The sequence below is a fragment of the Pseudomonas sp. SDO5591_S426 genome, from assembly GCF_054070755.1.
Genome location: NZ_JBSVXD010000001.1, coordinates 1 through 14,212, shown reverse-complemented (window position 1 = coordinate 14,212; position 14,212 = coordinate 1). Strand labels below are relative to the sequence as shown.

At 60.7% G+C, this 14,212-nt stretch carries 10 protein-coding genes and 1 tRNA gene; 2 read left to right on the top strand and 9 right to left on the bottom strand.

Going from position 1 to position 14,212, the window contains the following annotated elements:
• Nucleotides 1-61 precede the first annotated feature (61 nt).
• On the bottom strand, nt 62-1,507 hold the full coding sequence (locus ACW9JC_RS00055; protein ID WP_448107855.1) for a mechanosensitive ion channel domain-containing protein: 1,446 nt from the start codon (nt 1,505-1,507) through the stop codon (nt 62-64).
• A gap of 219 nt (nt 1,508-1,726) precedes the next feature.
• On the opposite strand from ACW9JC_RS00055, the gene ACW9JC_RS00050 reads away from it, so the two are divergent.
• Nucleotides 1,727-2,374: an MliC family protein gene (locus tag ACW9JC_RS00050; RefSeq protein ID WP_457452769.1), complete on the top strand. Its 648-nt coding sequence runs from the start codon at nt 1,727-1,729 to the stop codon at nt 2,372-2,374.
• 38 nt (nt 2,375-2,412) lie between these two features.
• Here ACW9JC_RS00050 and ACW9JC_RS00045 read toward each other — a convergent pair whose 3' ends face one another.
• The 8 genes from ACW9JC_RS00045 to fdnG all read right to left on the bottom strand — a co-directional run bounded on the left by ACW9JC_RS00045 (nt 2,413) and on the right by fdnG (nt 12,669).
• Complete coding sequence (locus tag ACW9JC_RS00045) at nt 2,413-3,492, bottom strand: AI-2E family transporter (RefSeq protein ID WP_338580849.1); 1,080 nt, start codon at nt 3,490-3,492, stop codon at nt 2,413-2,415.
• Between the two features lie 98 nt (nt 3,493-3,590).
• Nucleotides 3,591-3,686, bottom strand: a tRNA-Sec gene (locus ACW9JC_RS00040).
• Nucleotides 3,687-3,692: 6 nt separating this feature from the next.
• Entirely contained in the window at nt 3,693-5,600 is a 1,908-nt protein-coding gene (selB, locus tag ACW9JC_RS00035; protein ID WP_457452767.1) for a selenocysteine-specific translation elongation factor, read from the bottom strand.
• On the bottom strand, nt 5,597-7,027 hold the full coding sequence (gene selA, locus ACW9JC_RS00030; protein ID WP_457452765.1) for an L-seryl-tRNA(Sec) selenium transferase: 1,431 nt from the start codon (nt 7,025-7,027) through the stop codon (nt 5,597-5,599). Before selA ends, selB begins: the two co-directional genes overlap by 4 nt.
• Before the next feature lie 51 nt (nt 7,028-7,078).
• Nucleotides 7,079-8,005: a formate dehydrogenase accessory protein FdhE gene (gene fdhE, locus ACW9JC_RS00025; protein ID WP_457452763.1), complete on the bottom strand. Its 927-nt coding sequence runs from the start codon at nt 8,003-8,005 to the stop codon at nt 7,079-7,081.
• A gap of 3 nt (nt 8,006-8,008) precedes the next feature.
• On the bottom strand, nt 8,009-8,671 hold the full coding sequence (locus ACW9JC_RS00020; RefSeq protein WP_457452761.1) for a formate dehydrogenase subunit gamma: 663 nt from the start codon (nt 8,669-8,671) through the stop codon (nt 8,009-8,011).
• Nucleotides 8,668-9,603 (bottom strand): formate dehydrogenase subunit beta, encoded by a 936-nt coding sequence (fdxH, locus tag ACW9JC_RS00015; RefSeq protein WP_448107850.1) that lies wholly within the window; start codon nt 9,601-9,603, stop codon nt 8,668-8,670. Before fdxH ends, ACW9JC_RS00020 begins: the two co-directional genes overlap by 4 nt.
• Nucleotides 9,604-12,669: a formate dehydrogenase-N subunit alpha gene (gene fdnG / locus ACW9JC_RS00010; protein WP_457452759.1), complete on the bottom strand. Its 3,066-nt coding sequence runs from the start codon at nt 12,667-12,669 to the stop codon at nt 9,604-9,606.
• 292 nt (nt 12,670-12,961) lie between these two features.
• Between fdnG and ACW9JC_RS00005 the strand changes: the two genes are divergently transcribed.
• On the top strand, nt 12,962-14,116 hold the full coding sequence (locus ACW9JC_RS00005; protein WP_457452757.1) for a MalY/PatB family protein: 1,155 nt from the start codon (nt 12,962-12,964) through the stop codon (nt 14,114-14,116).
• The last annotated feature ends 96 nt before the right edge of the window (nt 14,117-14,212 follow it).

The window sequence follows — 14,212 nt, the reverse complement described above, 5'->3', positions numbered from 1 at the left end:
CGTCAAACGCGGCGTTTTTACAGGGTTCACAATACCTCAACCGCGCCAAGCCCTTTACCGATCACATCCGGCTGCGCAGCCACTGCAGAAACCCCTTTTTCTCAATGATCTTCGCTTCTTCCTGCGTCATCGTCCTGGCAATTTGCAGACGGAATTCCAACAACGCCTTCATCGCTACGCCGATATCATGGCGAGCTTCCACGCACGGTCTGAAGAACTCCTTCTCGATTCGGTACAGATGGCAGAACGTCAGGGCGGCGAACTCCGCCGGCAGCGCCGTACCCGAGACAATCCCGCCTTCGCCAATCACCTCGCCCGGCCCCATGCGCCCGGCTTCGAACTTGACGCCTGCACGGCTCAAAGCCACCGTCACCACCCCCGATTCGATAATGTACAGGTGTTCGCTGACCTGTCCGGCCGGCAAAATGACTTCGCCCGGCTCAAAGATTTGCCGGGTCATGTTCTGGCTGACGTCATCCTTCTCTTCCTCACTCAACGTGGTCGCAAAAATACTCGTGTTGTCCAGCAGCGAGCGTTGTTTTGACTGCGCCGGGGGTAGGCTCGATTCAACCGTCGACAACCAGTTGATCCCGGCCGCCTGCAAATGCCGGTACGCCAGATCGTACAGCTGATTGCGTACGGTGCGTTTCTGATCCATCGACACCACGAAACCGCTGACTTCGTACTCCACGCCATTGCCACCGGTGCTTTTGATCGTCACTTTGGGGGCTGGTTTGGTCAGCAGAATGCGGCAGCCCTGGGATGCCCTTTCAAGCGCATCGAACACCCGGTTCGGGCGCACGAGCGGGCTGATGAGCAAACTGATCGAGACCCCGAACATATCGCTGGGCCGGCTGAAATTGGTGATCTTGGCCTTGGCCGCCATCGAGTTGGGAATCACGATCATGCTGCCCTGGGACGTTTGCAGGAACGTGGCGCGCCAATCGATATCGGTCACCCGCCCTTCCGTGCCGTCGATGGCGATCCAGTCATCGATTTGATAGGGCTTGGTGGTGTTCAGGACGATTCCGGAAAACACATCGCTAAGCGTGCTTTGCAAGGCCAGACCGACAATGATCGCCAAGGCACCGGACGTCGCCAGAACCCCCTTGACCGGCAGATTGAGCACATAGGCCAGGGCGGCGATGACCGCGACCAGGAAAATCACCGCGCCGAGCAAGTCCTGGAGTAGCCGCCCGGTGTGCCCTACCCGATACATCATCACGGCGCCGATCATCACCGTGAGGGTTCGCGCGCCGAACAACCACCACATGATCTGCAGCACCGTGTGCGCGAATTGCAGCGGTGCGTCATCGATCGGGGGCGCCGGCTCCCATGGACTCAAGCCTTCATGGAACAACAGCGCGCTGTACAACGAAAAAATGACCAGCCGCGCGAGCACTTTCCAGGTGTACCGGTGGGAACCGACGACACGCCACATCACCATATCGATCAGGATCAAGCCCAGACCGAAGATCAATGGACGTTCAGAGAACAAGGACAGCATCTGGAATCTCCAGTTCAGGCCAATGATCACCGCTCTGCCGCGGACCCGCTCCGTAAAAGCTAGCATGGTGTTTGCGCCAGCGCCTTCTGCCACCCAGCCGTCAGCCGATGTGGCAAGTTTTGAACACTGACTTACACTGCGATACACCCAACGCGAACGAATGACTACTCAAAGGATCGATAGGTCCCACAGCATTACGGTGATCCGGGTGACACCTACATGAAAACGGTCACAGCCTTTTTCACCACTGTGTTCGCTGCCAGCATCGGCATGGCGACGAGCACCTGTGCCATCGCTGCATCCTTCACCACCAGCTACGACTGCGCCACGGCAACGGCTTCCGTCGAAAAGCTGATCTGTCGCGATTCGCAACTGGCGCAGATGGATATAGAACTGATGCGTCTCTATCGCCTGGCGCTCACGGATCAACACTCGGTACCGCTCCCGGATAAAGTGCTGATCGACCAGCAATTCTGGGTCGAGGAGCGCAATCAGTGCGCTTCGGAGTCAGACATCAAGGCGTGCACAATCCGAAGTTATGCCAAGCGCGCGCACCAGTTGCGCCAAGGCTCGGCCATCGTCAGGACCAAAGACCCCAACAGACTCACCGAAGGCCCCCTGGCGTTTCGCTGTGCCGGGCTGAACGCGCTGCTGGCCGCTACGTTCTTTACCACGCAACCGGGCGTCGTTTACCTGACGTGGGCGAAAAGTGCGATCACGCTGAACCAGGTGCCGAGTGATTTCGGCACCCAATACATCGGCAAGGATTTCCAGGGCAGCTATAGCTTCCGGCAGGACGGCAATACAGCGTTGTTCCAGAAGCCAGGCTCAGCGGGTATGAATTGTACGGCTGAGCCGACTGGCTGATGTTCATGCCGTCCGGTTCCGGCACCGGACTGGATCCCTCATTGCACCGATGGTCGGTCCAGCACCCACTGCCAGAACAATTGGTAACCCACTGCCAGCACCACCGGGCCGATGAACAAACCGATGATGCCGCTGGTGACCATCCCGCCGAGGGCGCCGATCAGTACCACCGGCATCGGCACGTCGACGCCGCGGCCCAGCAGCAACGGCTTGAGCACGTTGTCCACAAGACCGGCCACGAAGACGTAAATGGCGAACACAATGGTGATGGTGTTGGGACCTTCCGTTGCGAAGACATAGGCAATCACCGGTACGGTAATCAGGGTCGCGGGCAATTGCATGATGCCCAGCAGCAGGATCGCCAGTGCCAGCAGGCCGGCGCCGGGAACGCCCTTCAACACAAAACCGAGCCCCACCAGCAACATTTGTATGAAAGCGATACCGACCACGCCGAGCGCCACGGCGCGGATGGTCGCGGTGCACAAGGCGGCGACACTTGCGCCTTTCTCCGGCCCGCTTACCCGCGAAGCGATCTGCACCGAGGCGCGACTGCCCGCTTCGCCATAAGCCATGAAAATCCCGGCGATGATCAGCGCGAAAATGAAAGTCAGGAAACCCATGCCGACACCGGCCAGTTTGCCCAGCAAGCCGAGGCTGACACCCTTGATTTGCGGTATGTATTTGGCCGTGAGCCCGGGAAGATCGGTGGCCGCTTGCTGCCAAAGTGCAAACACCTGATTGCCCACCAGCGGCCATTCAGCCACGGACGGCGCCGGTGCCGGAATTTGCACGCCCTCGTCCCTGACCACGCTCATGGCGTTTTCCACGGAGTCGGCGATCGATGTGCCCAGCAGGTAAATCGGCACCATCAGAATGATGATCGCAACCAGCACTATCACCGTCGCAATGCGTCCATCCTTTTGCCCCAACGGGCCTTTCAGTTTTTGTTGCAGCGGGTACAAGGTGATCGCCAGGATCACCGACCACAGCATCAAGTCACGGAACGGACGGAATATTTCAAAACAGAACAGCACCAGAACGACGATCAGTCCGGCGCGGATCAGCACGTCGAGCAACCCGCGGGACAAGGCCTTCTCTGACAGCGGCATGGGCTCCATGGAGTTCTCCTGGCAGTTCACTGTGAAGGTAGGAAGCTGGTAAGCCCAGCATAGACGTTAAGTCTGTTTTCGCTTGTCATCGCGAGGGGTAACGGAAGTGGCGGAAGGTAGCCGGAGTCGAACCTGCCCGGGAACGGATGCCGTCCCCAACCGGGTTTGAAGCCCGGCCGCGCCACCGGGCGCGATTACCTTCCTTGAAATCAGTGCTCTGTTCGCAGCGCCAGGGCGTTGTCGTGGCGAATTTGCCGGCGATCACCCACTCGCCGTGTCAGGCCGAGGCGGTCGAAGTATTCGAGAATCTGGATGCTGCGCTTGCGCCCCAGACCCACCGCATCGCGAAACGCCGCCACCTCGATCACCGGATTGTCATCGGCCAGTTGCAACAGCATAGCCGCCAAACGCTGGATCGTTGAGGCCGTGTAAAACAGGTCGCGGACCACTTGATGCAGCAAACCCACCCGGGCCATTTTGCGCAGTAATGCACGCACAGTGGCTTCGTCGTGACCCAGTTCACGCACCCACGGCGGATTGAACCCCGCCGCCTCGAATGAGGGCTGCAATGCTTGCCACAGGGTTTCGTCCGCTTCACTCAGGCGCACTTGGTGATCGGGCAAATGCAGCCACGGGCCGCTGGCGGCGATGGCGCCACTGGCGAGTAAATCGTCGAGCAAACTCAGAAACGTTGAGCGATCGAGCGTGCTTGCAGAGAATCGTCGCAAACGATCGCGATCCGGCCCCATTTGATCCGGTTCCAGTTCATGAAAACGCGCCAGGTGTTGCACCACTTCGGCCTGCAACGCCTGCCAACGGCCAGTGCCGAACAAGACCGGTGCCTGCCGGGTTTCGATCAGTTGCACGTCTTCAGGCAGTACCCAGTTCGCCCGCGGGTAATTGAACTGGCGCTCCAGACGTTGTGGGTCGAGCCCGATTTCGCTATTGGCCAGCAATATCGGCAGGACATCTTCCAGACGATTGCTGACAGCCAATGCCTTTAATTGCGCCAAACGCTCAGCGCTGCGTCGATGTCGGCTGGGAGCAAACGGATCAAGCACCCGTCCGCCGCCCAGCGTGCGCTGTGCGCTTTGGTCGCGCAGGATCAACGGATCGCCCTTCACCGCCTGTACCGGCGCGTTCAACAGGATTTGCGCAAACATCCGCTCGCCCGGCGCCAGGCTCGAGCCTTCCAGCAAAGCCACGCGTCCCGTCACATCCTGAGTGCCGATATGCACGTGCACGGGATGAAAATGCTCAAAGGCGCGCGGTTCGCTCGGCAGTAACCGCAAGTCGATATCCAGGCGCTGAGTCGGCGCGTACAGCCACTCGGCCGAGAGCCATTGCCCGCGATGAATCTGCTCCAGCGCCAACCGTTCGCCACTCAGGTTCAACGCCACGCGCTGACCGGCCAGCGCGACTTCAGCGGCCTGATTCTGTGCGTGCAAACCACGCACGCGCACGGTTTTGCCGAGCGGACCGAGCATCAGCGTATCGCCCACTGCAACCTGCCCGGACACTGCCGTGCCGGTGACAACGATACCCGCGCCGGCCACGCTGAACGCCCGATCGATCGCCAGCCGAAAACTACCCTCAAGACTGCGTTGCGCGACTTCGTGTTGAGCTTGCAACAGAGTCTGACGCAAGGTGTCGACGCCCTGCCCGGTCACGCTCGACAGTTCAATCTGCGGCGCATCGGCGTAGGGCCCGGGCGCCAACAATGCGCTGACCTGCTCGCGCACCTCTGCCACCCGTGACGGTTCGACCCGGTCGCACTTGGTGATCGCCACCACGGCACGTGGAATGCCCAGCAGTTCGACGATGGCCAGATGTTCCCGGGTTTGCGGCATCACGCCGTCATCGGCGGCCACCACCAGCAATACCAGATCGATGCCCTGCGCCCCGGCGAGCATGTTGTGGGTGAAACGTTCATGGCCGGGTACGTCGATGAAACCGGTCAGAGGCGCGCCCGGTTCCAGCGCGGCGTAGAGATAACCGAGGTCAATGGTCATCCCCCGCTCACGTTCTTCCCGGCGTCGATCACCGGCCTGCCCGGTCAGCGCCTGGAGCAGTGCAGTCTTGCCGTGGTCGATGTGCCCAGCCGTGCCGACAATCACCCTGCTCGGCCCTCCACATGCAATTGATCAAGTTGCGCCAGCCACGCCGGTTCGTCATCCAGTTGCCGCAGATCCAGCCATAAGGCGTCGTCATCGATACGCCCGAGCACCGGAATAGGCAGCGCACGAAACCCAGCTTCCAGATCCAGCAATGATCGCCCGCGCAGGCGCTTGCTGGTATTCGGGCGCAGGCACAACGCGGCACTCGGCAAACGCGCCACCGGTTGGCTGCCGCTGCCGATCATCCCTTGTGCCGGCAACGCGCTGACGCTCCAGTTTTCGCCCAACAGCGTGGCCAGCGACGGTTGCAGGCGTTCGGCCTGAGCAAGGATATCGACCTGTGGCCGGGTCAGCAGACGCAGACTCGGCAAACGTTCGGCCAGTCGATCCGGATTGCGGTACAAACCCAGCACCGCTTCAAGCGCAGCGAGGGTCAGTTTGTCGACCCGCAATGCGCGTTTGAGCGGGTTCTTCTTGATTTTGCCGATCAAGTCTTTGCGCCCGACAATCAACCCGGCCTGCGGGCCGCCGAGCAATTTGTCGCCGCTGAAGGTGACGATGTCCGCGCCATCGAGCAATGCCTGACGCACCGTCGGCTCGGCCGGCAAACCCCAGCGCGTCAAGTCCAGCAGGCTGCCGCTGCCCAGGTCTTCGAGCAGCGGCAGGCCATGTTGGTGGGCCAGTTGCGCCAGTTCAGCGGTAGGTACCCTCGTGGTGAAACCTTGAATGCTGTAGTTGCTCGCATGAACGCGCATGATCAAGCCGCTGCGCGGGCCGATGGCAGCTTCGTAGTCGCGGGCATGGGTGCGATTGGTGGTGCCGACCTCATGCAGTTTTACCCCGGCGCGGGCCATGATGTCGGGAATGCGAAAGGCGCCGCCGATTTCGATCAGCTCGCCTCGGGAGATGATCCCTTCCTTGCGTGCGCCAAGGCTGTTGAGAGTCAGCAGCACTGCGGCGGCATTGTTGTTGACCACCGTCACCGCTTCGGCGCCGGTGAGTTCGCGGATCAAGCCTTCGATCAAATCGTCGCGGTCGCCACGTTTGCCGCTGTGCAGGTCGAATTCCAGATTCAGCGGATAGCGTGCGGCCATTTGCACCGCGTCTATGGCTTCATCCGGCAATAACGCTCGCCCGAGGTTGGTATGCAACACGGTGCCGGTGAGGTTGAACACCCGGCGTACATGGCTGCGGTGTTGAACCTGAAGTCGTTCGCCTACCCGCCCCGCCAGCACTTCAGGGCTGACCTCAATCGCCTGGACCAATCCCTGTTGTACAGCTTCGCGCAACTCATCGAGCAATTGTCGCAACGTCGCCAGAAGCGCATCGCGCCCGTAGCGCTCGGCCAAAGGCTGGCACGCCGGGTGCCGCAACAAACTGTCGATGGAAGGCAAACGCAGGTTAGGGCTGGCACCGCTGGCAGACATCTGGCGCTCCTGAATTCGAAAGACCGTCGCGCCAGAGTGTAGACGCTGTGGTCACTCGTCTCCCGGAGCCAGCAATAGATTCGGCGCCAAACGCTGATAGCCGTCCTGGGCCAGGCGCATGTCGAGCATCAGGCTGCTCAAGTCCGCCGATAGTGCTTCGGCGTGGGCGTCGTTCTCCAGATAGAGCAATTTCAGATAGCTGTTGCAGCTCGGGCACATTTCGGCCCGCAGCGGTGCCTGATTTGCCGCATGGCGATCATCTTCAAGGCTGAGGTATTGCAGGCCTTTGCTTTGCTCGCAGTACACGCACTTGACCCGCACCACATGCCATTCACAGGCACACAACGAACAGACCAGATAACGCAAACCGTTGTGCTTGCCGCGATTTCGAATCACCCCGGCCATGGCTGGCGAACCACAACACGGGCATTGGCTGAGGCTGTCGCCGGGCTTGAGTTGCAGATTCGGCGTGCTCAGCAGCCAATGGCTCCAGGCTGCCTGCAAGGCTGCGCCGAGGAACGGCACCAGCGCCGCCGGTACCAGCGAATATTGGCCGCTGACCAGCGCCACGGCCCAGACACGACGTTGACCCGCACTGGCGCCGCGCAACGTTGCCAATGCTTCGGTGACAGCAGGCTGAGACGGCATCGCATAGCGTTGCAGCAAGGCGTCGAGATAGCGCTGCCAGTCGTCCTCGCGGGTCAGGCTGTCCGCCGCAAACGGTGGCAAGCCGTGTTGCTGGCACAGTTCGATGCGTTGCGAGTCGAGCGGTTCGCTCCGCGGCGGATCGTCCAGGATCTGCTGCTGCACCCGGCACAATCCGGCGATCAACAGCAGGTAGTCAGCCAGCGGGTGATCGACGGCCAGTTCTTCAAGCCGTAGCGCGCGCAAGGTGAAAAGGTTGTGCGGCGGCAGGTGCAGAAACGGCGGCGAACTGGCCGCCGCTTCGATTTGTCCGGGTTCGAGAATGGTTGGCAAGGGTCAGCCCTTTTTGGTGATCGGTCGCTCGGGAATATCGTCCCGCGTCTCATCTTGAGTAACTTGGCGATACCAGAGTTCGTGGTGTTTCTTCGCCCAGGGGCGGCTGACCCAGCCATGCATCATGGCGCTGACCGAACCCTTGATCCAGATGCCGGCGTAGATGTGCACGATGATGCTCAGGATCAGCACGAAACCCGCCAGCGCATGCAGCAGCATCGCCCAGCGAATGCTGGTGATGCCGAAATACGCACTGAAATAGGCGCGCCAGATCACCAGTCCGCTGAACAGCAACACCAGCATGCACAGCAGTAAAGTCCAGAACAGCAACTTCTGCCCGGCGTTGTATTTGCCCACCGGTGGGACTTCTTCCTCATTGTTGGCCATCACCCGATCAATGCGCTTTAGCCATAGCCGATCATTGGCGATGAAGAAGTTGGCGCGCCAGAAGCTAAACACCAGACCGAGGAAAAACACGAACATCAGCACGCCCATGAACGGATGCAGGATGCGTGTCCACGGCCCGCCGCCGAACAGATTGGTCAGCCAGAACATTGCCGGATGGAACAGTGCCAGCCCGGACAGACCCGCCATCAAGAACAGAATCGCCACCAGCCAGTGATTGGTGCGCTGGTTGCTGGTGTAGCGCAGGATCGTCTTGTTCATGGCCTGCCCTCCCCGCGTGGATCAAAGGTGTGCACCGCCGGATCGACCTGATGCACCGACGTATCCGGCGGATCCGGGTGCTCATCCTCCTCGACCCGATTCGGTCCGATGCGCACATAGTGGAAGAACCCGGCCAGCACCGCCGCGCCCATGGCGAGCAGCGCCAAGGGTTTGCTGATGCCTTTCCATAGACCCACCAACGGGCTGATCACCGGATCGGCGGGCAGACCTGCATAGATTTTCGGTGTGTCGGCGTGGTGCAGCACGTACATCACGTGGGTACCTCCGACGCCTGCCGGATCGTACAGGCCGGCGTTGTCGAAGCCGCGGCTCTTGAGGTCGACGATGCGCTCGGCGGCGTGTTCCTTCATGTCCTCCTTGGTGCCGAACACGATGGCGCCGGTCGGACAGGTTTTCACGCAGGCCGGCTCCAGCCCCACCGCCACCCGGTCCGAACACAGCGTGCATTTGTAGGCTTTGTGGTCCTTTTGCGAAATGCGCGGGATGTTGAATGGGCACCCGGTGATGCAGTAACCGCAACCGATGCAATGGTCCTGATCGAAATCGACGATGCCATTGGCGTGCTTGATGATCGCGCCGGGGCTGGGGCATGCCGCCAGGCAACCGGGCTCGGCGCAATGCATGCAGCCGTCCTTGCGGATGAGCCATTCGAGGTTGCCGGCGTCGGTTTCGTGCTCGGTGAAGCGCATCAGCGTCCAGGTGTCGGCGGTCAGGTCGTGCGGATTGTCGTAGGTGCCGAGGTTGTGGCCGACCTCGTCGCGCAACTCGTTCCATTCCGAGCACGCGACCTGGCAGGCCTTGCAGCCAATGCATTTGGTGGTGTCGATCAGCTTGGCGACTTCCTCCACGCCGCGCACCGACGGCGCGGCAGTGGTGGTGGCCGAGCGGGCAATGATGTCTTGGCTGGCCATTTAGACTTTCTCCACGTTGACCAGGAATGACTTGGATTCCGGGGTCTGTGTGTTGCCATCGCCGAGGAACGGCACCAGGGTGTTAGTCAGGTAACCGTGACGCGTGAGCCCGGTAAAACCCCAGTGCAGCGGAATGCCGATCTGGTGCACCACCTGATTGTTGACCTGCAGCGGACGAATCCGCTTGGTCACCACCGCGACCGCTTCGATGAAGCCGCGCTTGCTGCTGACCCGCACCCGATCACCGGCAACGATGCCTTTTTCCTTGGCCAGCACCTCGCCGATTTCGACGAATTGTTCCGGCTGGATAATCGCGTTGAGCTTGCAGTGCTTGCTCCAGAAGTGGAAATGCTCGGTCAGCCGGTAGCTGGTCGCCGCGTACGGGTAATCCTTGGCCACGCCGAGGGTGTCCCACACCGAATCGAAAATCCGCGCCGCCGGGTTGCTGGTGGCTTGCTTGTTGTTCGGGTGCAGCGGGTTGATGCCGATGGGCGTCTCGAACGGCTCGTAGTGTTCGGGGAAAGGCCCTTCGTTCATCTTGTCGACGGCAAAGAATCGCGCCACGCCTTCGGGGTTCATGATGAATGGGTTCATCCCCGCTTCCGGCGGCACATCAGCCTTGTAGTCCGGCACATCGGTGCCGGCCCAGGCTTTGCCGTTCCACCACACCAGGCGTTTTTTCGGATCCCACGGTTTCCCTTGCAGGTCCGACGATGCACGGTTGTAGAGAATCCGCCGGTTGGCCGGCCAGGCCCAGGCCCAACCCTGATGCTGATGCATGCCGAACGGATCGTTGTTGTCGCGGCGCGCCATCTGGTTGCCCAGTTCGGTCCAGCTGCCACAGAAAATCCAGCAGCCCGAGGCGGTGCTGCCGTCGTCCTTGAGTTGGCCGAAACCGGCCAGTTGCGCATTGGCCTTGATCGCCGCGCCCGTGGCGTCGGTGAAGTCGGTGGTGGCAGAACCGTTGATTTCCTTGGCCAGTTCTTCTGGCGAAGGCTCGTCGGGGATCTTGTACGGCCACGACAGTTTGAGCAGCGGATCCGCAAACTTGCCGCCTTTGGCCTGATAACGCTCGCGCAGACGCAGGAACAACTCGGCCATGATCCGCACGTCGGTGCGCGCTTCGCCAGGGCCGTCGGCACCCTTCCAGTGCCATTGCAGCCAGCGGCTGCTGTTGACCAGCGAACCGTCCTCTTCGGCGAAACAGGTAGTGGGCAGGCGAATCACTTCGGTCTGGATGCCGGCGCTATCCACGTCGTTATACGGACCGACCTTTTGCCAGAACTCCGAAGTCTCGGTGGCCAAAGGATCCATCACCACCAGCCATTTCAGCTTGGCCAGTGCCGCCATCACCCGGTTCTTGTCAGGCAGTGCGGCAATCGGGTTGAAGCCTTGGCACATGTAGCCGTTGACCTTGCCCTGGCCCATCAAGTCGAACACCTTGAGAATGTCGTATTGGGGGATGTCCAGTTTCGGCAGATAGTCGTAGGCCCAATTGTTCTCGACCGTAGCGTTGGCGCCATACCAGGATTTCATCAGGCTGACGTGGAACTTGCTGTAGTTCTGCCAGTAGGACAGCTGCCCCGGCCGCAACGGTTTTTGCGTGCGTTTGTTGATGTAGGCGGCGTAATCCTGTTCGGCATCGCCTGGGAGTGTCAGGTAACCCGGCAACGAGTTGGATAACAGGCCCAGATCCGTCAGCCCCTGGATATTGGAGTGGCCGCGCAAGGCGTTCACACCGCCGCCGGGCATGCCGACGTTGCCCAGCAACAGTTGCACCATCGCCGCGCTGCGAATGATCTGCGCGCCGATCGAGTGCTGGGTCCAGCCCAACGCATACAGAATGGTCATGGTCTTGCCCGGTTGCGAGCAAGTGGCGATCTCCTCCCAGATTTTCTGCATGGCATCGACCGGCATGCCGCAAATCTGGCTCGCCAGTTCGATGTTGTAACGGCTGTAGTGCTGCTTCATCAATTGATAGACGCAGCGCGGGTCTTGCAGGGTCGGGTCGACCTTGACGAAGCCGTCTTCACCGAGTTCATAGCCCCAGCCGGATTTATCGGTATAGAGACGCTTGGCCGTGTCGTAGCCACTGAAAATGCCGTCCTCAAAGCCATAGCCGGCTTTGACGATGAACGACACGTCGGTGTAGTTGCGCACGTATTCGTGCTGGATCTTGTCTTCGGTCAGCAGGTAGTTGATCAGCCCGCCCATGAAGGCAATGTCGGTGCCGGTACGAATCGGCGCGTAATAGTCGGCCACCGAAGCGGTCCGGGTAAAACGCGGATCGACCACGATCAAGCGCGCCTTGTTGTGCGCCTTGGCTTCGGTCACCCATTTGAAGCCGCACGGGTGCGCTTCTGCTGCGTTGCCGCCCATCACCAGAACCAGATTCGCGTTGGCGATATCGGTCCAGTGGTTGGTCATGGCACCACGGCCGTACGTCGGGGCAAGACTTGCCACCGTCGGGCCGTGTCAGACACGCGCCTGGTTATCAAACCCCAGCATGCCGAGACTGCGAATGACCTTGTGGGTGATGTAGCCCGCTTCGTTGGACGCCGCCGATGCCGCGAGAAAACCGGTGGTCAGCCAGCGGTTCACCGTTTGGCCTTGTTCATTCTTTTCGATGAAGTTGGCGTCGCGGTCGGCCTTCATCAGGTCGGCGACACGATCAAGCGCTTCATCCCAGGAGATTCGCGTCCATTCCGTACTGCCGGGCTTGCGCACCTGCGGGTATTGCAGGCGGCCGGGACTGTGAATGAAGTCCAGCAAGCCTGCGCCTTTGGGGCAAAGGGTGCCGCGGTTGACCGGGTGGTCGGCGTCGCCTTCGATGTGGATGATGTTTTGCGCGACATTCTTCGCGTCATCGCCCTGGCTGTACATGATCAACCCACAGCCGACCGAGCAATACGGGCAGGTGTTGCGGGTTTCATGGGTGTGGGCAAGCTTGAAGTGGCGCACCTGCTCGGCGAAGGCTGGCGTGGGGGCCATGCCCAACGCGCCCAGGCTCGAGCCCGCAAGGCCGATACCAGCGACCTTGAAGAACTGACGACGGCTGAGGTCCATCGTGCACTCCTGATCAGGTGGAAATCCGGTGCTTTGCCGGATTCTTCTGGACAATCACGGTTGCGGCAGACGGGCTGCCGACATTTGAATTCTAGACAAGGCTGTCGAATTCACCATGACAACCGACCGTCGGCCTTGGCCTACCTCTGTAGGAGCGAGCCTGCTCGCGATGGCGCCAGCACATCCAACATAAAAGCCGACTGACACTCCGCTTCGCGAGCAGGCTCGCTCCTACAGGGGATTGGCGATTATCATGGTCGGCATTCCAACCCAGCCTTTTATGAGACTGCGCATGACTTTCGATTTTGATCAGGTGTTCGACCGACATAACACTGGCAGCACCAAATGGAGCCGCTACCCGGCGGACGTGTTGCCGATGTGGGTCGCCGACATGGATTTCGCCGCACCGCCAATGATCATCCAGGCCCTGCAAAAGCGGCTGGAACACCCGATGGTCGGCTACAGCGCGGCCCCGGACAACCTGCGCGAAGCCATCGTTGCCGATCTGTGGAACAAGTTCGCCTGGCGCGTCGAGCCGCAGGAGCTGATTTTCCTGCCGGGGGTCGAGTCGGGCTTCAACATGGCGCTCAAGGCGCTGGTCCAGCCGCAACAGAATGTCGTGGTGCAGGTGCCGAACTACCCGCCGCTGCGTCATGCGCCGGGCCATTGGGGCCTGAACAAGGTCGAGCTGAATTTTGATCCGCAAGCCGACGGCACCTACACCACACCATTGGATACCTTGAGCCAATCGCTGCAAGGTGGCGGCGCCCTCTTGCTGAGCAACCCGCATAACCCGCTGGGCAAGGCGTTTCCACGGGCCGAACTGCAAGCCATCGCCGACATCTGCCTGGAACACGGCGCCTGGATCATCTCCGACGAGATCCATGCCGAACTGTGCTTTGACGGTCGCCAGCACATTCCGATGGCAACCCTGAGCCCGCAGGTCGCCCAGCGCACCATCACGCTGATGTCTGCGAGCAAGGCCTACAACATCGCCGGGCTGAAAACCTCGTTCATGATCATTCAGGATCGCCACCTGCGCGAGAAGGTCAACCACGCCCGTTGCGGCATGGTCGACAGCGTCAACCCGCTGGGCCTGGAAGCCACCCGTGTCGCCTACAGCGAAGCCGGGCCATGGCTGGTCGAGTTGAAGGATTATTTGCAGAGCAACCGCGATTATCTGGTCGACGCCGTGCGCACCCGCCTGCCGGGCGTTACCATGAACGTGCCGCAAAGCACTTACCTGGCCTGGCTCGACTGCACGGCGCTGGGGCTGGATAACCCGCAACAATTCTTCCTCGAACAGGCCAAGGTCGGTCTGAGCCCGGGCCTGGACTTTGGCGACGACTGCAAACAGTTCGTACGCCTGAACTTCGGCTGCCCACGGTCGTTGCTGGAAGAAGGGATTGCGCGGATGGAGGGTAGTTTGCGTAACCTGAAGGCCTGAAGACCCTACAAATCCCCTGTGGGAGCGAGCTTGCTCGCGATGGCGTCAGTAGCTTCGACCCTTCTTTTCACCTCCACTCCCCCATCCCAAACACAC